The sequence below is a fragment of the Streptomyces sp. NBC_01116 genome (genome assembly GCF_041435495.1).
GTDB lineage: Bacteria > Actinomycetota > Actinomycetes > Streptomycetales > Streptomycetaceae > Streptomyces.
This window is the reverse complement of sequence record NZ_CP108644.1, coordinates 1,260,889-1,280,554: the sequence shown is the minus strand read 5'-3', so window position 1 is coordinate 1,280,554 and position 19,666 is coordinate 1,260,889. Positions and strand designations below refer to the sequence as shown.

Genomic DNA, 19,666 nt, shown 5'->3' with positions numbered 1-19,666 from the left:
CGGTGGGCGCGCCGCGCCGCGCCGACGTGCGGGCCCCGGAGGGGGCGGCCCTCCCCCTCACCGAGCATGATGGCGCTCCTGGACCAGCCGTAGAGGAGAGGCCATCCGTATGAGCATGCCCGTGAGCCGGCTGGAAACGGCCCGCAGCCTGTTGTTCGTGCCCGGGGACCGGCCGGACCGGTTCGACAAGGCCGTCGCCACCGGAGCGGACGTGGTCATCCTCGACCTGGAGGACGCGGTCGCGGCGCCGGACAAGCATCGCGCGCGTGACCACGCCGCCGCCTGGCTCGGCGCGGGCAACAGTGCCCTGGTCCGGATCAACGCGCCCGGCACGCCCTGGTGCGACGACGACCTCGCGATGGCGGCCGGGCGCGGCATGCCCGTGATGGTGCCCAAGGCCGAGGACCCGCTCGTGCTCGCGGGCCTGGCCTCCCGGACGGGAGGGGTGCCGTTCCTGATCCCGCTGATCGAGACGGCGGCCGGGATCGAACGGGCCGTGGAGGTGTGCGCCACCCCGGGCGCGGTCCGTGTCGCCCTCGGCAACGTGGACCTGGCCGGGCAGCTCGGAGTCGCTCACGACGACCACACGGCCCTCGCGTACGCCCGGTCCCGGCTGGTCTCGGCCTCGGCGGCGACGGGGCGGTGCGCTCCGGTCGACGGTGTCACGACCGGCGTGCGGGACGCCGACGCGCTCGCCGCGGACATCGCCCACGGGCGCCGGCTCGGCTTCACCGGGAAGCTGTGCATCCACCCCGCCCAAGTCCCCGTCGTGGCGGAGCGGTTCGCGCCGACCGCGAGCGAACGCGCGTGGGCCCGGGCCGTGGTCGCCGCGGGTGACTCCGTCACCGTGGTGGACGGACAGATGATCGACAAGCCCCTGCTCGAACGCGCCCGCCGGATCCTCGCCGCCGGGGGTGGCTGACCGGCCCAGACTCCACGAGAGCGGCCGGGCCCGCCCAGCGACAAATGACGCAAGAGCATCCGCGAGATTTCATACATGTGTATGACGTGGGGAGGGGAGGCGGCTGCAAGAGTGCGGTTCACGGCAAGGAGCCCTACCGCCGGGGGAGTTGGGGGTCGCCGGGCCGGCACTGCCCGGATCGTGCGGGTCTGTGCCGCAGCAGCGCGGACAACCGGGCCCACCGCATGCCCCGGCCCCCGCCCCGACTCAAGGCGTTTGCCCGGAAAGGCCGTTGCCGGGACGGGCGCGCTTCCTGGAGGATTCTCCGGTCGGTCCCCGGGGCGGGCATCGACTTCTGCGATCGAGAGGAACACGCGTGACGGATTCGCATCAGGAGGATGTCGTGGCTGGTGAGACGGATGAGAACAAGACGCGGAAGAACGGTCTGTACGTGGACGTGAGTGCCGAGCTGGCCGAGAACATGAAGCAGGGTTGGGCCGACACCGAGCGCCGCGACCTCGAACCCATCGCCCAGGCGGCGTACACCGCGCGCCGCCGGGCGGCGCTCTCCGCGCAGTTCCCCGGTGAGCTGCTGGTGGTCCCGGCCGGCAACCCGAAGGTCCGTGCCAACGACACGGACTACCCGTTCCGCCCCTCCTCCGACTACGTCTACCTGACGGGTGACCAGTCCCAGGACTCCGTACTGGTCCTGGAGCCCGGTGCGGACGGCGAGCACGTGGCGGTCGCCTATCTGCTCCCCCGGTCGGACCGCGAGAACGGGGAGTTCTGGCGCGACTACCACGGTGAGCTCTGGGACGGCCGTCGCAACAGCCTCACCGAGAACGAGCGGCTCCTGGGCCTGCCCTGCCGTGATGTCCGCACGCTGACCGAGCGGCTCGCCGAGGCCACCGGCCCGATCCGTCTGCTGCGCGACTACGACTCCGGGGTCGACGCCGCCCTGAACGACAAGGTGACCGCCGAGCGCGACACCGAGTTCCGCGTCGCCCTGTCCGAGATGCGCCTGCTCAAGGACGAGTTCGAGATCGCCGACCTGCGCCACGCCTGTCAGGCGACGGCGCGTGGCTTCGAGGACGTGGTGCGCATTCTCGGTACGGACACTCCGACCGCGGAGCGGGCCATCGAGGGCACGTTCTGGATGCGTGCGCGGACCGAGGGCAACGACGTGGGTTACGCGTCGGTCTGCGCCGCGGGAGCCCACGCCACGACGCTGCACTGGGTCCGCAACGACGGCGAGACCCGGCCGGGCGAACTGCTGCTGATCGACGCCGGAGTGGAGAGCCGCAACCTCTACACCGCCGACGTCACCCGCACGCTCCCGGTCGACGGCCGTTTCACACCGGTCCAGCGCAAGGTGTACGACGCGGTGTACGCGGCGCAGTCGGCCGGCATCGCCGCGGTCCGGCCCGGTGCGAAGTACCGGGACTTCCACCACGCCGCCCAGCGGGTGCTGACCGAGCACCTCGCCTCCTGGGGCCTGTTCGGCGAGCGGTCGGTGGACGAGGCGTACGAGCTCGGCCTGTACCGCCGCTGGACGCTGGCCGGCACGGGCCACATGATCGGCCTGGACGTCCACGACTGCGCGAAGGCCCGTACCGAGCTGTACGTGGACGGGACGCTGGAGGCGGGCATGGTGCTCACCGTCGAGCCCGGCCTGTACTTCCAGTCGGACGACCTGACCGTGCCCGAGGAGCTCCGCGGCATCGGCGTGCGCATCGAGGACGATCTGCTGGTCACCGACGAGGGCAACGAGAACCTCTCGGCCGACCTTCCTCGGACGGCCGACGACGTGGAGGAGTGGATGGCCCGGCTTCGCGGCTGACATCGGCCGCCGCGGCCCTTCGGGGCCGCGGCTCGAACACGTGCGTTCTCCCTGTGGAGTGAGGGCGCAGCACCACGGAACGGAATGACGGGGAGGCGTGCGATGGAACGTCAGGACGGCCCGCGCGGAGCGCGGAGTCACGATCGTCGAGCACCGGCGGCGGTGGCGGAGGTCTTTCGGCAGGGGTGGGCGGACACGGACAGGAGGCTTCCACCCGTCTCCGGAGCCGCATACGCGGCCAAGCGGCGTGCGGCGCTGTCGACGCGGTTCCCCGGAGAGCGGATCGTCGTCCCGTCGGGCGGGCTCAAGGCCCGCAGCAACGACTTCGACTACGCCTTCCGCCCGCATTCCGCGTACATCCACCTCACGGCCGAACAGGGGACGGGAGCGGTGCCCGACAGTGTGCTCGTCTTCGAGCCCACCGGCAGCGGGCACGAGATCACCCTGTTCACCCGGCCCCGGTCACCGCGCGACGCCGGTCCGTCCGGCGCGGAGTTCTACAGCGACCGGCAGCACGGCGAGTTCTGGGTCGGCCGGCGCCGGACGCTCCGGGAGACCGCCGAAGCCCTCGGCGTCGAGGCGGTCTCCCGGGACGGGCTGGAGCGGGCACTCGCCGGTGACGTCCCGACCCGGGTGGTGCGCGGCGAGGACGCGCTCGTCGACGCGACCGTCCCGCCGTCCGCACCGGCCGACGCCGAACTGCTCGCCTTCCTCTCCGAGTCGCGGCTGGTCAAGGACGCGTGGGAGATCGAGCAGCTGCGCGCCGCCGTGGGGCACACGGTCGCCGGCTTCCACGACGTCGCCGGTGAACTGCCCCACGCCACACGCCTCGCACGCGGGGAGCGGTGGGTGGAGGGCACCTTCAACCGGCGCGCCCGGCTGGAGGGTTACGGCCTGGGGTTCGAGACCATCGCGGCGGCCGGCGCGCACGCGTGCGTGCTCCACTGGATGCACAACGACGGCCCGGTGCGGGAGGGGGAGCTGCTCCTGCTGGACGCGGGCGTCGAGGCCGACTCGTTCTACACCGGGGACGTCACCCGGACCCTGCCGGTCGGCGGGCGCTTCACGGATGTGCAGCGCCGCGTCTACGACCTGGTGTTCGCCGCCCAGTCGGCGGGCATCGCCGCCCTGCGGCCCGGAGCACCGTACGGCGCCTTCCACGACGCCGCGACGCGGGTCGTCGCCGAGGGGCTCGACGCCTGGGGCCTGCGGCCCGGCGGCGCCGCGATCCCGCACGAGTCCGACCTCTACCGTCGCTACACCGTGTGCGGCACCGGCCACATGCTCGGCCTCGACTGCCACGACTGCGCCGCCGCCCGCAGCGAGACGTACCTGGGCGGTGTGCTGGAGGAGGGGCACGTGCTCACCGTCGAGCCGGGGCTGTACTTCCAGCCCGACGACCTGACGATCCCCGAGGAACTGCGCGGCATCGGCGTGCGGATCGAGGACGACTTCGTCATCACCTCCGACGGCGCGCTGTGCCTGTCGTCGGGCCTGCCACGCGACGCGGACGCGGTCGAGGCGTGGATGGACGCGTTGCGGTGAGGGCGCGCCGCCCGCTGGTCGACCAGGTCTCCGGTGAGCTGCGGCAGGCAGGTGCGGTGGCGGTGGTCGGACCCACCGGTTTCGGCAAGTCCGCGGTGCTGGACGCGGTGTGCGCGGGGTGGCAGTCCTCCGGGGACCCCGTGGTCAGGCTCAGCTCGGCGCCCGCCGACGCACACCTGCCCTACGTACCCCTGGTGGACCTGTTCACCGTGTGCCCGGCGGACGTGAGCGGCGACCTGCCGGACGTCCAGCGATCGACGATCGACTGGGTGCTGCGCCGGGTCACCGGGCCCCCGCCCGACCCCGCGATCCTGCGGGTCACGGTCCTGTCGTGCCTCCAGACGTGGGGGCGCCGGGCCCGGCTGCTGCTGGCCGCCGACGACATGCACTGGTGGGGCCCGGACAGCCTGGACGTCTTCGGCTTCGCGGCACGCCGCAGCCGCGGCAGTGTGTCGCTGCTGGCGGCGCTGCGGCCCGACGGCCCGCTGCCGCACGACGTCCTCGGCGGTGACGCGGTGGAGATCGCGGTCCCCGCGCTCACCCCGCACGAGTCGGCGGCCGTGGTGCGGTCCTTCGGGATTCCCCTGCGGACCGCCGCGCGCATCCACACGGCGACGGGCGGCAACCCCCGCCTGGTCTCGGACATCGCCGCCGGACTGGCCCGGGCCGGGGCGACGGCGGTCCTGGACGTACAGCCGCTGGCCCCGCACGCGCGCAAGGCCCTGAGGGCCTGGCTGGCGGGGCTCGCGGCCCCCGTGCACTGGGTGCTGCTCCTCGCGGCGCTGGCGGCCGACCCCTCGCTCGACGCCGTCCGCCGGGCCGCGGGACCGTCGGCCGACGCCGCCCTGGCCGACGCCGAGGCCGCCGGGCTGATCCGGGTGGCGGGCACCGTGTGCTTCCCGGCCCCGGTCGTCCGCGAGTGCCTCCTCGCCGAGTCCAGCGGCGAGGCGGTCCGCCAGGCGCATCTCGCCCTGGCCGCCGCCGCGTCCGAGGACGACGACCGCGTCTGGCACGAGGCCTCCGCCCTGAGCGCGGCCGAGATTCCCGCGCGGCTGGTTCCCGGCCTGGCCGACGCCGCCACCGCCGCACGGGAGGGCGGTGACCACACCCGGGCGGCCGAGTTCGGTCTGCTCGCGGGCGGCCGGGCCAGCGGCGCCCGGCACGACCTCCTGATCGCCGCCGCCCGGGACGCCGAGGCCGCCGGGCGGTTCGACCTGGCCTGCACGGCGTTGGAGCAGCTGGACCGCAGGCGGGCCGTGCCCACCGCCCGCGCCCAGGCGCGGCTCGCCGTCGCCGACGCCGCCGGCCGGGGCGCCGCGGTGGCGGAGCGGATGGCGGCGCGGGCCCTGTCCGAGGCCCTGGCCGCCGACGATCCCGCCCTGGCCTCGGCGGCGCACCTGCGTCTCGCCCGGAGCCTGGGCGCCAACCGGGGCTACCACGCGGAGGCGCTGACGCACGCCCGCTCGGCCGCCGAACTGGCCGAGCGGGCCGGCGACGCGGCGATCCACTCCTTCGCCCTGGCCCTGACCGCCCGGATCGAGCAGGTCCGCGGTTCGCCGGGCCAGGCCGAGCTGCTCCGGCGTGCCCTGGCGACGGGCACGCCGGCCGGCGCCGGCCGGACCCCCGGGGAGCCACGCCGGGTCGGCGTCGCGTTCGCCCTGCTCGACGACCGGTTGGACGAGGCAGGGCGGCTGTTGGACGAGATGCGCCCGCCGGACTGCCCCGCCGACCGGCTCTGGGTGCTCAGCCGCGCCGTCCGGATCCACGCACACCGGGGCGAGGGCCAGCTCGCCCGCGAGGAGGCGCACCGGCTCCTGGCGCTGACACGTGACCTGGGTACCTCGCCCGGCCCGCCGTGGTACGCGGCGGCGGTCGCCGAACTCGCCGGCGGGACCCTGGAGCAGGCGCTCGCCTACGCGGACCTCGGTCTGACGGCCTCGCAGGAGGACGAGGACACCGTCTTCGCCGCGCACTGTCTGCACCTGTCCGGGATGACCCGGCTGCTGCTGCGGGACGCGGGCGGAGCCCTGGCGGATCTGCTCAGGGTCCGGGACCTGGTGCAGGACCTGGGCATCGCGGACCCCGCGGAGGTCCGCTACGACGCCGATCTGGCCGAGGCGCTGGTCGCCGCAGGAGACCTGCCGGCCGCCCTGCGGACGGTCTCCGACGCCCGGTCCCGGGCCGAGGAGCTGGGACGGCGCGGAGTCCTCGCCTCGCTGGACCGGGCCGAGGCGCTGTGCCACGCGGCGGCGGGCGACCACGCGTCGGCCGAGGAACTGGTCGGCCGCGCCCTGCGCACCTTCGAACGGCTCGGATACCCGTTGCAGTGCGGCCGGGTGCTGCTGGCGTACTCGTCCGTCGAGCAGCGGCACAGGCGCCCGGCCCGGGCCAGGGAGCTCCGGGCGGCGGCCGACGCGGTGTTCCGCAGGGCGGGCGCGCCGCTGTGGGAGCCGGAGCCGAACCGGGTGCGGTCCTCGCCGGCCGGTCTGACGGACGCGGAGCGGCGGATCGCCGAGCTGGTCACCGAAGGGCGCGGCAACCGCGACATCGCGGCCGCCCTGTACGTCAGCGTCAAGACCGTGGAGGCGGCGCTCACCCGGATCTACCGCAAGCTGGGGGTGCGGTCGCGGGTCCAGCTGACGGCGCTCGTCCAGAAGAGCGCCCACCCCGAGCGGCGGTGACCGGGACGTCCGGCAGGATGTCCGGGCCGGGACCGGCCCACCGGCGGAATCCGCCGGCGGTCCCGGCCCGGACACGGGACGGGCGTCCCGGTCAGCCCGCCTGCCAGCCGACGGACCCCAGGATGCTCGATCCCGCCGCCCGCGGTGCGGAGCCGCCCGGGGCGGGTACGTCGTAGCGCACCCCGCATCCGGTCATGCGTCCGCCCATGAACAGGGGGCCGAACACCGCGCGCGTCGCGATGCCGAGGTGTTCGCCCCGGTCGCAGTCGAGGACGTCCGCGTGGATCTCGGTGCTGTGGACGGTCTCCTGCGCTATCCAGGTGCCGGCCTCGCGGGCCTTGGCGATGACGTCCTCCCAGGTGGACGCGTCGGTCAGCGCGCCGATGTGCACGTCGAAGTTCTGGTCGCCGTCGGAGCGCTTCAGGACGAAGTCCGCCCGGCGCCCGCGCAGCAGTTCGTCCAGCTTCCAGGACGTGCCCCGGTACTCGACGGTCTCCTCCCGGACCGAGCGCGACCAGGGGATGTACCGCCGCACGAACTCCCGGTCCCGGTCGCTCATCCAGTCCTGCCCCTGGGACAGCAGGGCGAAGAGCTGCTTGTTCGCCGCCTGGTAGGAACTCTGCGGCGTCAGCACCGCGGCGCCGCACTTCCTGATCGTCAGCAGCGGTCCGATCTCCCGGCCGGCGTCGATCCACTCCTGTGGCACGGTCCGCTCCAGGACCAGCGGGAACTCGCCCCGGCGGGAGCCGAGGGCGTCGATGAACTCGTCCGTCTCGAAGTACTCCGCCCTGATGCCCGACTTCCGCAGGGCGTCGGCCTCGATCTCGTAGTACCTCCGGTTCCCCCCGGAGTCGGAGAGGAAGACGTCCGGGAGATGGCCGACGAGCGCGACGTACGGTTCCAGACCGAGGTCGTCGAGGACGGTGCGCAGCATGTCCCCGCGTGTCTTGAGCGGATCGGCGAGCGTGAGGGTGCTCAGGGCGTCGTCGGGCAGGAGCTGCCGCCACAGCTCGTTGAGGAGGTGGACGTAGACCTGACCGCCGGTGGACGAGCAGAAGTTGAACTCGATGAACTTCCATCCGGCGTCGGTGAGGATCACGTCCGGTCGGCCCATGACCGTCGCGTAGGCGTTCTCGAACTCCTCGTCCCCGTAGAACTCCGTCAGCCGCTCGTCCAGGCCCAGCGCCCGGTGCCGGGAGACGCAGTCGTCGCCCAGGTGGTGCACCGCCCGCCGCAGCAGGTCGGCCAAGTAGCCGATCGCGTCCTCCAGTTCGGCGCCCAGCGCCGCGGGCAGGACGACGGGACCGGCCGGGGCGATCCGGTCGAACCAGAAGGTCCTGAAGCCCCGGAACTGGTGGTCGAACGCGTTGAGGAGCCTGCGGGGGTCCGTCACGTGCGGCCTCCGCGAGGCCGCTGCCCGCGAGGTCGTCGAGGTGTCTTCCATGTCTTTCCACTCCTGCTAGAAGGCTGTGCGGACTGGGGGCCGCAGGGCCTAGGGCGTGTTTCGAAAGTAGCGCCGTCCGCCCGGAGGGCGGGCTCGGCGGCGTCTGGTGCGTGCGATCGCAAGGCGGAGGGTCGCCCCGATACTGGATGTATCGGGGCGATCCCGACAACGCGGCGAGGGATGGGGCCTCCCCTGCTCGAGCGAAGCCGGGAGCTTGGGGAAGTGCCAGGCGTCGCCGAGCAGGCGGGACTTTCGAAATACGCCCTAGGGGGCCTGCGTGGACCGGAGGGCTCGTGCGGGTCCGGGGGCGTCGTCCTTCCCGCGGCGCGGCCGCAGCAACGCGACGTAACCGACGGCCGCGAGCGCGCCGATCACCGCGCACCCCGCCCAGAGGGTGTCCGTGCCGTGGGCGTCGATGATCAGACCGCTCGTCAGCGGTGCCACGAAGCCGCCGACGGCCCAGGTCAGGACCATCACGCCCTCGTAGCGGCCACGTGCGTGCTCCGGAGCCATGGCGGGCACCTGCGCCTCGCTGGTGGGTACGTAGGCGATCTCACCGAGGGTGTAGACGACGGCGGCGCAGCAGTACAGCAGCACGGTGCCGGCGTGTCCGTTGAGCACCGAACTGAGCGCGATCAGCAGCGCCCCGCAGGCCAGCACCCAACCGGCTGGCCGGTGCTGGGTGAAGCGGGTGACGGCGAGCTGCAGAGTGACGATCATGACGCCGTTGACCCCGGCCACGATCCCGTAGTCCGCGGTGGACAGGCCGGATTCGGCGATGGACAGCGGCAGTGCCAGGTGCCGCTGCGTGAAGACGGTGACCACCAGGAGGTTCAATCCGGCCAGACACATGAACCGGCGGTCGCGGACCACGGCGGCCAGGGACGTGCGCGGGGCCGCCGCCGCGGACGGTTCCGTGCGGAGCTTCGCCGGCAGGGTCTCGGGAATCCGCCAGAAGACCAGCACCGCGCACAGCAGGGTGCTGGCGGCGTCCACCACGAACAGGGTCAGGTAGCCGAAGGCGGCGAGGGTGCCCGCCGACAGGGCGGAGACGGAGAATCCGAGGTTGAGCGCCCAGTAGTTGAGCGAGTAGGCCCGGGGCCGGGACTCCTCGGGGACCAGGTCCGCGAGCATCGCCCCGATCGCGGGCTGCGACACCTTCAGCGCGACGCCCAGCACGGTGACGCACGCCGCGATCGTCACGGGCTGTTCGGCGAGTCCCAGGGCCAGGGTGAACGCGGCGGCGCCCAGCTGCCCGGTGAGCAGCGTGGGCCGCCTGCCCCACCGGTCGCTGAGCGACCCGCCGATCAGCGATCCGGCTATCCCGCCGAGTCCGTACAACGAGATCACCAGGCCCGCGTACGTGGCGGAGTAGCCCCGCTCCACGGCGAGGTAGAGCGACAGGAACGGCATGACGAACAGGCCGAACCGGTTCACCAGCGTCGCGGTCCACAGCCACCAGAAGCCGGCGGGGAGCGGGGGGCGAGTGCGGTCGTTCACCTCAGCCCTTCTGCCGACGGGTCGCCGAAGGGCGGGACCGCCGTCTCATGCCGGCACCGGACGGGTGTCCCGTCGGCCGAACTCGGCCTCCAGGGCGAGGCCGGCCCGGAACAGGCTCGCCTCGCCGTAGGCGGGCCCCACGAGCTGCACACCGATGGGCAGACCGTTGCCGGCGAACCCGAGGGGCAGGGACATCGCGGGGTGTCCGGTGACGGCGAACGGGATGGTCTGCATGTCGTTGGCCAGCTTCGGCGGGGGCCAGTCGGCGCCGAAGGCGTCGATCCGGGCCGCGGTGGTCTGACCGCACGCCGTGATCAGCAGGTCGTGGGAGGCGAAGACCCGCCGGTCGAGCGCCGCGGCGAGGCTGTCGCGGACCTGGCGGGCCCGCTGGAGCTCGTCGGCGCCGACCCCCGCGCCGGGCATCAGTTTCTGGTAGGTGTAGCGGCCGAAGGACCGCGGCGCGCGGCGCAGGTTCTCCCGGTGCACGGCGAACCCCTCCGCCATCAGGATGACCCGGCCGCAGGCGTCGAACAGCTCGTACGGCGGCAGCTCGCACTCCTCGACGACGGCGCCGAGCCGGTCGAGGTGGGCCAGGGCCCGGTCGATGCTCTCGGTGATCTCCGGAAGGGTCCCCGGGTCCGACGCGTACCAGGCCTTCGAGTACGCCACGCGCAGGCCGCGGACCTCCCCGCTCAGCGAGCCGAGGAAGTCGGGCGTCGGCGCCTCGCGGGTGCGCGGGTCCCTGGGGTCGGGCCCCGCGACCACCTGGAGGGCGGCGGCGGCGTCGGCCACCGTCCAGGCGAGGGGCCCGAAGTGGTCCATGGTGGGCGCCAGCGGGGTGGCGCCGTGGCCCGAGACGCTGCCGTAGGTGGGCTTGAGGCCGACGGCCCCGCAGTGGAACGCCGGGCCGCGCAGCGAGCCGGCGGTGTCGGACCCGAAGGCGACGCGGAGGAACCCGGCCGCCACCGCGGCGCCCGCTCCCGACGAGGAGCCGCTGGGGATGTGCTCGCGGTTCCAGGGGTTGCCCGCCGGCGGGAAGGGCAGGTCGGTACTCGGTCCGCCGAACGCGAACTCGTAGGTGGCCAGCTTGCCCAGCAGCACCGCGCCGCCGGCCCGCAGCCGGGCCTCCACGGTGCTGTCCTCGGTGGCGAGGTCGGTGAGGGTCAGCCGCGAGTGGTTGGTGGTGGGCAGGCCCTCGGCGGCGAGGATGTCCTTCAGCGCGTACGGGATGCCGTGCAGCGGCCCGCGGTCGACGCCGTCGCGCAGCTCCCGGTCCGCCCGCGCCGCGCGCCGCAGCGCGAGGTCACGGGTGACCAGGACGAACGCGTGCAGCTCGGCGTCGTACGCGTCGATCAGGCTCAGCGCGTGCTCCACCAGCTCCACCGACGTGAGCGTCCCGGCGCGCAGCCGCGCACCGGCCTCCGCCACGGACAGCCCGGACAGGCCCGGGGCTTCGCGCGGTTCGGCTACGTCGGGCCGTGGGCCCGGCCGGACGGGGGCGGTGTCAGACATCGGCGATCTCCACGTCCCGCAGCAGTCGGTTCATCGCGCGCAGCGAGCGGTGTCCGGCCAGGACTCCGGGCGCCAGGTCCGGCGGCATCTCGATGCCGAGGCGGGCGAGAGCCGCGTCGAACTCCCGGTCGGCGGCCGCCCCCGCCGGTTCTCCGTCCTCGTGCGACCCCGTGGTCTCTTCCGTGCCGACGTGTGCCACGTACGGCCGTCCTTTCGTTCCGGTCAGCGCTGACCGCTCGGTCAACGGTGTGGCCGCGCCACCAGATGGGCGCAGGTGATCAGGTCCAGCGAGGCGTGCCCGGTGGAGCTGAAGACGGTCCGGCGGCGGTCGAGTCCGTGGTGCCCGCCGGTCTCCAGGGACTCCAGGTCGATCGCCGTACGGTGGATCTCCCCGGCCTCGGCCACCGCGATCGCCCTGTCCTCGACGACCAGCGTGGCGGCGGCCAGGAGCGAGCGCGGCAGCTCCCGGGACTCGGTGGTGTGCGCGCCCATGCAGTTGATGTGCACGTGCTCCGGCAGTTCGGCGGCGATCGGCAGCGGCCGTACGGAGGTCGTCGCCGTCGAGACGACATCCGCTCCCGCGGTCGCCTCCTCGGCCGACGCGCCGACCAGGGCGCGTACGCCCGGATCGGCGCGCCGGATGCGCTCGCACAGGATCCCGGCGTGCTCGGGGGTGCGGGAGTGGACCCGTACCTCGGTGATCCGGCGCACCGCCGTCACCCCGAGGTACTGCTGCCACGCCTGCACCCCCGATCCGACGATCCCGAGGACGGCGCTGCCCGGGGCCGCGCAGGCGTCGGTGACCAGCGCCGTCACGGCCGCGCACTTGAGGTTGGTGACGGCCGCGCCGTCCAGCACCCCGAGGAGCTCCCCGGTCGCGGTGGAGAACACCGGGACCACGGACGTCACGGTCGGGCCCGGACCGTCGGTGATGGTGGCGGTCTTGTTGACGCACAGCCCGTGGTCGGCGCTGACGGCTGGCATGGACAGGAATCTGGTGCCGCGGCCGTCGTCGACGACCTGCCGCAGCGGTACGGCCATCCTCCGCACCGCGCCGCTGCGCAGGCTCTCGCGCATCAGCGCGGCCACGGCCGCCACGTCGGACCCGTCGTGGTCCGTGCCCGCGGGGGTCATGAGAGCTCCGCCAGCACGTCGAGGAGGTCCGCCGCGAAACGTTCGGTCAGCTCCGCCGGCATGTCGCCGCGCAGCATCATCCGCACGCCCGCCTGCCCCTGCGCCACGATCGGGAAGAACATCGCGGAGCAGTAGTAGCCGCGCCGGTAGAGCTCGGTCGACAGCCGTACCGCCCGGTCGTTGTCGCCGACGGTGACGAACTTGATGTGCGATCCGGCGCCCCGCAGGCCGTGGTCGCGCAGCCGCTCGTCGAAGAGGGCGATGTTCTGGGCGAGTCGTCGCTGTCGCAGGCCGAGCTCCGGGCTCCGGTGGACCTCCAGGGCCCCGAGGGTGGTGCCGACCGCGGCGGTCCGCAACCCCTGGGACCAGGCCAGCGGCCCGGACCGGTAGAGGAGTTCGAACATCTCGCGGTCGCCGACCATGGCGATGCCGCCGGTGCTGCCGAACGCCTTGGCGATCGAGGCGACGACGATTGTGCGGGAGCCGAGGGTGTCGAACACGGTGCGCGCGTATCCTTCACCGCGCTCGCCCACGGCCGACAGCGCGTGGGAGTCGTCGAGGTAGACGAACATCCCGTACCGGTCCTGGAGGTCCTTGATCCCCTTCAGGTCCGCCTGCCCGCCGGTGGAGTAGGCGCCTTCGGCGACGTAGGCCACCCGCGGATACCGCTTGCAGACGTCCTCCAGGTACTGCATGTCGTTGTGGGGACAGGTCAGCACCAGCGTCTCGTCGGCGAGAACGGGCTTGAGGAAGTTCAGGGAGAAGTGCGCGAACCGGTCGAGGACCACGACGAGGGGCTCGCCGTCGGTGAGATGCCCGGAGGCGAGCAACGGCAGGATCGCCGAGCTGAGCACCCCGCAGGACACCGAGGGCAGGACATGGGCGCCGAAGTGCTCCGCGAGCTCCTCCTCCAGCCGTTCCATGATGCCGAGCCGGATCCGGAACTCGCCCATGGACAGCCCGGTGATCCGCTCCTCCTCCAGCGCGGCCCGTCCGGCCTCGACCACCGTGGGGTGGCTGTTGAGGCCCAGGTACGAGCAGGACGACAGGTTGGCGAACTCGTGCCCGGTGCGGATGTCGCGCAGCCGGTTCTGCCCTTCGACGGCCTCGACCACGAGGCCGAGCATCCCGTGCTTGCGGGACAGGCCCCACGCGGCCTCACCTGCGGGCACCATCTTCCGGTTGTTGCGGTACCGATGGGGCCCGGTGATGTCCTCGGTCATCACGCCCCCGTCGCCTGGGCGCGGAGCCAGCCGCCGAGCCGGCTCACGGCCTCGCGGGCCTTGCCGAGGCGCGAGTGGTGGAGGTGCCAGACGTGCACCATGCCGGGCCAGACCTCCAGCACACCGGTGCCGCCCGCGCGCCGCAGCCCGGCCGCGAACCGCTCGGCGTCGCTGCGCAGGATCTCGCGGCTGCCCACCTGGAGGAGCACCGGGGGCAGACCCGCGAGCTCCCCGAACAGCGGGGAGACGTACGGATGCGTGCGCGGGGTGTCCGCCAGGTACGACGCGGACACCAGGTCCACGACCGGCTTGCTGAGCATGGGATCCTCGTGCTCCAGGGCGTGATAGCTCTCCCCGCTGCCCGTGAGGTCGGTCCACGGCGAGACACAGGCCGCCGCGGCCGGGACCGGCAGCCCCGAGTCCCGCAGCCTCAGCAGCATCGCGAGCATCAGGCCGCCGCCCGCCGAGTCGCCCGCGAGGACCACGTCACCGGCGGCGACCCCGTCGGCGAGCAGACTCCGGTACGCGGCCTCGGCGTCGTCGAGCGCCGCCGGATAGGGGTGCTCGGGGGCTCGCCGGTAGTCCACGAAGAACATCGGGCAGCGGGCCGCGCGGGCGATCTCGGAGACCATGTGACCGTGGCTGCGCAGCGATCCGTAGACGTACCCGCCACCGTGCAGGTAGAGCCCGGTCAGGGAGCCCTCCGCGTTCGGCGGGGTCAACAGATGGCCGCCGTCGCGCTGTTCGACCACGATGTCGTCGGCGATCGGTGCGCCCCAGGCGTCGTAGAACACCCGGGCGTCGTCGATGTCCAACGGCCACTCGCCCGCCGCGAGGGCCGCGAGGAGCTTGTCGAGCTCCTCGCGGTCGCTCGCGGACATGGACGGCACGCTGTATCGCGCGGACGTCGTCACTGGTTCGTCCCGACCGGGTCGATACCGCGGTGGAAGCGCTCGCGGGCGGCCTCGTCCGGCACCTGGAGGCTGGGCTGCGGGATCTCCAGGCGGTAGTGCCGGTACCACTTCGACAGCTCGACACCCTCGGCGAACTGGTACTCCAGGTGCCGGATCGGACGGCGGGCGGGCCGGGTGGAGTCGGTGGGGCGGGGCTCGGAGCCGGCGTGCGCGAGCCCGCGGTCCACCTCGTTCAGCAGGACGACCATGACCAGGTCGGCGGAGAGGTCGGCCTCCACGGCGGCGGCGTACCCGGCCAGGACCGGCCCGGCGTGCTCCTCCTTGACCGCGACGTTGTAGCTGTGCGGCATCAGTTCCAGCAGATCGGCGGGGGCGACCCCGGTCTCCTGGCAGTAGGCCCGGGTGTCGCAGACCATCGGGGTGCCGTGGGTGATGTTGGTGTTGGGCCCGTAGATGTTCCCGATGAACGGTGTGGCGGCGTCGAAGTGCACGCACTTGGTCGTCAGGAACTCGCGCTCGGTGGTGTGGTCGCCGTTGGGCGTGAAGTGCGTGTTCTTGTTGTACCCGTCGACGTCCATGCCGGCGATGCGGTCGTAGTCCATCGCGACAGGGCTGAACCGCGAGACGTCGACGTGCTCCCCGAAGCCGCGGAACAGCGATTCGAGGTAGTCGCGGGCGATCGCGGCGTCCTGCTCCTTGTGGACGTCGAGTCCGTGGTGCGCCAGCGTCTTGGCGACGCCGAGGCAGACGGCCACGCCGTCGCCTTCGGCGACCAGCCGTACCAGTTCCCGGACGAGTTCGTCCCCGACGGCCCGGAGCCGGCCGTCGGTCAGCTCGGTCGGGTGGGTGGAGACGTCGATGACGGCGTGCTGCGGAAGCTTCTTCACTGGGATCCCCCTGGGCTAGTTGGTGCGGGCGTTCCGGCCGGTTTCGGCGGGTGCGTGGAGTGCGAGCATGCGTTGGGCCCGCAGCACGAACGGCGGGGCGAGTACCCGGTCCTCCTCGACCGCGAAGCCGTAGGACGTGGAGTGGTAGTCCTCGACCACGCTGCGGTACTCGGCGATCTTGTCCGGGCCGACGGTGAACGTCTCGGCGATGGTGTCGACCTGCCGGGGATGGATGGCCGCCTTCCCCGTGAATCCGGCGTCCCGGGCGGCCCGGCACTGCGCCGCGACGGCGTCGAGGTCGTGCAGTTCGAACGAGTTGGTGTCGATCGCGGGCACGCGGTACTTGGCCGCCGCGGTGCAGAGCCGGGCCCGCGCGTGATCGAGGTAGAAGGTGTTCTCGGCGTACAGGTCGGCCGTCAGATCCGCCTGTCCGAAGCAGAGGCCGTCGCTGACCGCGGCGATCTCGACGGCGTTGTCGACGGCGTCGACGCTTTCGATGAAGCTGCAGATCTCCGGTGGCCTGGAGGTGTGCGACAGCAGTGACCGGTAGATGGCCACGTCGCCGGCGCCGGAGATCTTCGGGATGAAGACCACGTCGAGGGGTACGCCGCCGATGGTGGCGTCCATCTCGATCAGCGCCCGCAGGTCCTCCAGGCCGTCGGGCGTCGCGATCGTGTTCACCCGCATGCCGAGTGCGGGCAGCCCGGCCCCGCTGAGGTCCGCCCGCGCCAGCAGCTCGCGGGCCTCGGCCTTCCTGGCCGGATGGATGGAGTCCTCCAGGTCCAGTACCAGCATGTCGGCGCGGACCCGGCCGGGCCTGGCGACCGACGCCAGCAGCAGCGCCGGGGTGTAGAGCAGGCTCGCGTACGACTTCACCGTGCGTCTTCCCTTCCGAACAGCAGGTTCATCTTCTGGAGGGAGTAGTCCTCGTAGCGGATGGGCTCGTACTTCGCGGGGCGGTCCGACGCGAATTTGGGGAAGCACTCGATGACGGTGTCGTCGTTGGCCAGCTTGAAGAACACGATGGACTGCCGCCGCCGGTCCGCCAGCCGCACCCGGTGCGGCGTCGACACGTACTCGTCGTTCGACCAACGAGCCATCAGGTCACCGATGTTGACGATGAAGCTGTCGCGCTCGGGGACCTCGATGTCCAGCCAGCGGCCGGAGCGGTCCTGGAGCTGGAGGCCGGGGCCGTCCTGGGTGAGCAGGGTGATCAGGGTGCCGTCCGTGTGCTGCCCCATGCCCTGGTCGTTGAGGAACTCGGGGGCGACCCCGGGGTAGAGGTGCGAGCGGAGCGAGTCGTTGGAGGTGTTCGTCCGGGTGGCGAAGAAGTCGCGGGGCAGGTCCAGGGCGAGGGCCAGCAGTTCGGCGATCCGGCCCGCCACGGTCTCGCAGGCGGCGAAGTACCGCTTCAGGGCCGTGCGTAGCTGCGCCCCCGACTCGTCCTCGGGGAACGGGAGCTTCTCCTCGTCGTCCAGGATCAGCCTTCCGGTGCTGAACTTCTCGACGTAGTCCGAGGGCATTCCCGGTTTCCCGGTGTAGGCGTAGGCGTTCTCGGAGAGGAGGGCGCTGTACCCGTAGGGGCTGTAGTCGTTGTCGCCGCGTGCGGTGGAGGTGCTCATCGGGAACTCGCGCTTCCTCTCCAGCGGGAGGCCGAAGAAGCGCAGCGAGGCGTCGTAGGCGTCGTCGAAGACCTCGCGGGCGATGCCGTGTCCGCGGACGACGAAGAACCCGGTCCGCCGGCAGGCGTCGGATATCTCCTCGGCGGTCCCGTGTTCGAGGCCGGGCCGTTCCGGAGCCAGGTCGATGACCGGAATCATGGGTGTGCCTCCTGCTTGGGGACGAGAATCGTCCGCTCGAATTCGATGACCGTCGTGTCGTCCTGGTTCCGGCCGGTGGTGTGGACGGTCACGATCCCCTGGTCGGGACGTGAGCCGGACTCGCGCCGGGAGACGATGCGGGTCTGTGCGTAGAGCGTGTCGCCCACGAACACCGGGGCGGTCAACCGCACGTTGTCCCAACCGAGGTTGGCGACGCACTTGGCGCTGATGGTGGAGACGGTCATCCCGTTCACGATCCCGAAGGTGACCAGACTCGAGACGACGATCCTGCCGAACCTGGTCTGCTCGGCGTAGACGGCGTCGATGTGCAGCGGATGCTGGTTGAGGCAGAGCAGGGAGCTCCACACGTTGTCGGTCATGGTGATCGTCCGGCCCGGCCGGTGTTCGACCACCTCGCCGGGGACGTAGTCCTCGTAGACCATTCCGCTGTCCTCCCGGTAGATACCGGGGCCGACCGTGTGGAACGAGTTGTTCTTCACTGGTCTCCTTCGTGCGTGCCCGCCCGTAGCAGCGCGGAACGGGCGGATCTGTGTGCGGCGTCGGCGACGGTGGCCGCCCGGCCGAGCCCCCAGACGGTGCGGCCGTCCGTCTCCACCGCGACGAGGCAGGTCATCGGTGCGCCGGCCGCCGTCGAGCCGGTGAACCGGGGCCGGGTGAACCCGACACCGTGCTCGGCGGCGAGCCGTGCGAGGACCGCGGCGCCGTCGGCACCACCACCGTCGTCGGGCGGCGCGGGCGAGTCGTCGAGGCAGTAGGTCTCCAGGAGCAGCTGCCAGATCTCCGGCGGCTCCAGTTCGCGCCGCAGGGCGTCGGCCGCGGACTGGACCACGGCCGCGAAGTCCCGCCGCAGCTCGGCCGGCAGGTCGACACCCCAGCCCGCCTTGAGCACGTAGGCGATGCCGCCCTTGCCCGACTGGCCGTTGACCCGGATGATCGCCTGGTAGTCGCGGCCGACGTCCTTCGGGTCGATGGGCAGGTAGGGCACCTGCCAGGGCATGTCGTCGACGTCCCTGCCCTCCCGTTCGGCCCGTTCGGACAGCGCGGCCAGGCCCTTGGCGATGGCGTCCTGGTGGGTGCCGGAGAAGGCGGTGTAGACCAGGTCGCCGGCGTAGGGGTGGCGGGGGTGCACGGGCAGCCGGTTGCAGTCCTCCACGATCGCGCGGACGGCGTCGATGTCGGAGAGCTCCAGCTGGGGGTCGACCCCGCTGCTGAACAGGTTGAGCGCGAGCGTCACCAGGCAGACGTTCCCGGTGCGTTCGCCGTTGCCGAACAGGGTGCCCTCGACCCGGTCGGCCCCGGCGAGCACGGCCAGTTCCGCCGAAGCGACGGCGGTGCCGCGGTCGTTGTGCGGATGGACGGAGAGGATGATCGCGTCACGCCGGTCGAGGTTGCGGTGCATCCACTCGACCTGGTCGGCGAAGACGTGGGGCGAGTGGGTCTCCACGGTGGTCGGGAGGTTCAGTACGAGCGGCCGGTCCGACGTGGCGTCGACGACCTCCGCGACCCGGTTCGCTATCTCCAGGGCGAGCTCCGGCTCGGTCAGGTTGAAGGTCTCGGGGGAGTACTCGAACCGGATGTCGGTACCGGGCTCACGCTCCGCCAGGCGCACCAGGTGCTGTGCGCCGTCGACAGCCATGCGCAGGACCTCGCGCGGCGACATCCCGAACACGACCTCGCGCCACAGGCAGGCCGTCGCATGGCACAAATGCACCACGGCGCGGTCGGCTCCGCGAATCGCGTCGAAGGTTCGCTCGATGAGTTCTGGACGGGCCGGCGTGAAGACGGAGATCGTGACGTCGTCCGGAATTCCGCCCTTGGTGGCCAGTTCGCGGACGAAATCGAAATCGTGCGCACTGGCAGCTGGATATCCGACTTCTATGTCTTTGAAGCCCGTCGCCACGAGCAGGTCGAACATCCGCTGCTTGCGGCCTGTGTCCATGGGCTCGGCCAGCGCCTGGTTTCCGTCCCGGAGGTCGACCGAGGCCCAGATCGGAGCCCGGTCGAGTGTGGCGTCGGGCCACCGCCGTGACCAGCCTGAAGTGGGAGAAGTGGCGTCCCGCGCATAGCGGTGGAACGGCATGGGCGACGGGCGCTGTTGAATTCCCCGGAACTCTCGGGAAAAGGACAATGGTGTTCCCCCCTGCACTTCCAGGCTGTGCCCTCTGGTGATTCTCAGCGCTTCGAGGCTATGGAGCGTCAGGCCCTACGGGGAAGTGGACCATTCTCTATGCCTGACCCTGGAAT

General features: G+C 72.2%; 16 protein-coding genes. 4 read left to right on the top strand and 12 right to left on the bottom strand.

Translation table 11 applies throughout. The annotated features are described in order from the left end of the window. The first annotated feature begins 109 nt into the window (after nt 1–109). The 4 genes from OG245_RS05360 to OG245_RS05345 all read left to right on the top strand — a co-directional run bounded on the left by OG245_RS05360 (nt 110) and on the right by OG245_RS05345 (nt 6,967). Nucleotides 110–922: a CoA ester lyase gene (locus OG245_RS05360; RefSeq protein ID WP_371622401.1), complete on the top strand. Its 813-nt coding sequence runs from the start codon at nt 110–112 to the stop codon at nt 920–922. 382 nt (nt 923–1,304) lie between these two features. After that, the gene (locus OG245_RS05355) at nt 1,305–2,741 is read left to right on the top strand and encodes an aminopeptidase P family protein (protein ID WP_371622400.1); all 1,437 of its coding nucleotides are present in this window, start codon (nt 1,305–1,307) and stop codon (nt 2,739–2,741) included. Nucleotides 2,742–2,843: 102 nt separating this feature from the next. Further along, a complete protein-coding gene (locus tag OG245_RS05350) occupies nt 2,844–4,286 on the top strand; it encodes an aminopeptidase P family protein (protein WP_371622399.1) in 1,443 nt (480 codons plus the stop codon). Next, nucleotides 4,283–6,967 (top strand): LuxR C-terminal-related transcriptional regulator, encoded by a 2,685-nt coding sequence (locus OG245_RS05345; RefSeq protein ID WP_371622398.1) that lies wholly within the window; start codon nt 4,283–4,285, stop codon nt 6,965–6,967. The genes OG245_RS05350 and OG245_RS05345 overlap by 4 nt, the downstream gene beginning before the upstream one ends. Before the next feature lie 91 nt (nt 6,968–7,058). Here OG245_RS05345 and OG245_RS05340 read toward each other — a convergent pair whose 3' ends face one another. The 12 genes from OG245_RS05340 to OG245_RS05285 all read right to left on the bottom strand — a co-directional run bounded on the left by OG245_RS05340 (nt 7,059) and on the right by OG245_RS05285 (nt 19,502). Next, a complete protein-coding gene (locus OG245_RS05340; protein ID WP_371622397.1) occupies nt 7,059–8,411 on the bottom strand; it encodes a hypothetical protein in 1,353 nt (450 codons plus the stop codon). A 264-nt stretch (nt 8,412–8,675) separates the two neighbouring features. Continuing rightward, nucleotides 8,676–9,911, bottom strand: coding sequence for an MDR family MFS transporter (locus OG245_RS05335; protein ID WP_371622396.1), 1,236 nt, complete (start codon nt 9,909–9,911; stop codon nt 8,676–8,678). Between the two features lie 45 nt (nt 9,912–9,956). Beyond that, the gene (locus tag OG245_RS05330; RefSeq protein ID WP_371622395.1) at nt 9,957–11,423 is read right to left on the bottom strand and encodes an amidase; all 1,467 of its coding nucleotides are present in this window, start codon (nt 11,421–11,423) and stop codon (nt 9,957–9,959) included. Next, nucleotides 11,416–11,622: a hypothetical protein gene (locus tag OG245_RS05325; protein ID WP_018960563.1), complete on the bottom strand. Its 207-nt coding sequence runs from the start codon at nt 11,620–11,622 to the stop codon at nt 11,416–11,418. Before OG245_RS05325 ends, OG245_RS05330 begins: the two co-directional genes overlap by 8 nt. A 41-nt stretch (nt 11,623–11,663) precedes the next feature. Continuing rightward, nucleotides 11,664–12,557 carry an ornithine cyclodeaminase family protein gene (locus tag OG245_RS05320; RefSeq protein ID WP_371622394.1) on the bottom strand — a complete coding sequence of 298 codons (894 nt, stop codon included), beginning with the start codon at nt 12,555–12,557 and terminating at the stop codon, nt 11,664–11,666. Continuing rightward, nucleotides 12,554–13,780: an aminotransferase class I/II-fold pyridoxal phosphate-dependent enzyme gene (locus OG245_RS05315; protein ID WP_371622393.1), complete on the bottom strand. Its 1,227-nt coding sequence runs from the start codon at nt 13,778–13,780 to the stop codon at nt 12,554–12,556. Before OG245_RS05315 ends, OG245_RS05320 begins: the two co-directional genes overlap by 4 nt. After that, complete coding sequence (locus tag OG245_RS05310) at nt 13,780–14,661, bottom strand: alpha/beta hydrolase (RefSeq protein WP_371622392.1); 882 nt, start codon at nt 14,659–14,661, stop codon at nt 13,780–13,782. Before OG245_RS05310 ends, OG245_RS05315 begins: the two co-directional genes overlap by 1 nt. 29 nt (nt 14,662–14,690) lie before the next feature. Then, nucleotides 14,691–15,581 (bottom strand): hypothetical protein, encoded by an 891-nt coding sequence (locus tag OG245_RS05305; protein ID WP_371622391.1) that lies wholly within the window; start codon nt 15,579–15,581, stop codon nt 14,691–14,693. 15 nt (nt 15,582–15,596) lie between these two features. Further along, nucleotides 15,597–16,457, bottom strand: a complete 861-nt coding sequence (locus OG245_RS05300) for a CoA ester lyase (protein ID WP_371622390.1) — start codon at nt 16,455–16,457, stop codon at nt 15,597–15,599. Next, on the bottom strand, nt 16,454–17,401 hold the full coding sequence (locus OG245_RS05295) for an isopenicillin N synthase family dioxygenase (protein WP_371622389.1): 948 nt from the start codon (nt 17,399–17,401) through the stop codon (nt 16,454–16,456). Before OG245_RS05295 ends, OG245_RS05300 begins: the two co-directional genes overlap by 4 nt. Continuing rightward, the gene (locus OG245_RS05290; RefSeq protein WP_371622388.1) at nt 17,398–17,901 is read right to left on the bottom strand and encodes a MaoC family dehydratase; all 504 of its coding nucleotides are present in this window, start codon (nt 17,899–17,901) and stop codon (nt 17,398–17,400) included. Before OG245_RS05290 ends, OG245_RS05295 begins: the two co-directional genes overlap by 4 nt. After that, complete coding sequence (locus OG245_RS05285; protein WP_371622387.1) at nt 17,898–19,502, bottom strand: 2-isopropylmalate synthase; 1,605 nt, start codon at nt 19,500–19,502, stop codon at nt 17,898–17,900. Before OG245_RS05285 ends, OG245_RS05290 begins: the two co-directional genes overlap by 4 nt. Nucleotides 19,503–19,666 lie beyond the last annotated feature (164 nt).

What these genes read in the sequence shown, in the direction of transcription:
- OG245_RS05320 (WP_371622394.1), bottom strand. Translation starts at nt 12,557, where the DNA reads ATGACCCCCGCGGGCACGGACCACGACGGGTCCGACGTGGCGGCCGTG.
- OG245_RS05295 (WP_371622389.1), bottom strand. Translation starts at nt 17,401, where the DNA reads ATGATTCCGGTCATCGACCTGGCTCCGGAACGGCCCGGCCTCGAACAC.
- OG245_RS05350 (WP_371622399.1), top strand. Translation starts at nt 2,844, where the DNA reads ATGGAACGTCAGGACGGCCCGCGCGGAGCGCGGAGTCACGATCGTCGA.
- OG245_RS05285 (WP_371622387.1), bottom strand. Translation starts at nt 19,502, where the DNA reads ATGCCGTTCCACCGCTATGCGCGGGACGCCACTTCTCCCACTTCAGGC.
- OG245_RS05340 (WP_371622397.1), bottom strand. Translation starts at nt 8,411, where the DNA reads ATGGAAGACACCTCGACGACCTCGCGGGCAGCGGCCTCGCGGAGGCCG.
- OG245_RS05310 (WP_371622392.1), bottom strand. Translation starts at nt 14,661, where the DNA reads ATGTCCGCGAGCGACCGCGAGGAGCTCGACAAGCTCCTCGCGGCCCTC.
- OG245_RS05360 (WP_371622401.1), top strand. Translation starts at nt 110, where the DNA reads ATGAGCATGCCCGTGAGCCGGCTGGAAACGGCCCGCAGCCTGTTGTTC.
- OG245_RS05315 (WP_371622393.1), bottom strand. Translation starts at nt 13,780, where the DNA reads ATGACCGAGGACATCACCGGGCCCCATCGGTACCGCAACAACCGGAAG.
- OG245_RS05330 (WP_371622395.1), bottom strand. Translation starts at nt 11,423, where the DNA reads ATGTCTGACACCGCCCCCGTCCGGCCGGGCCCACGGCCCGACGTAGCC.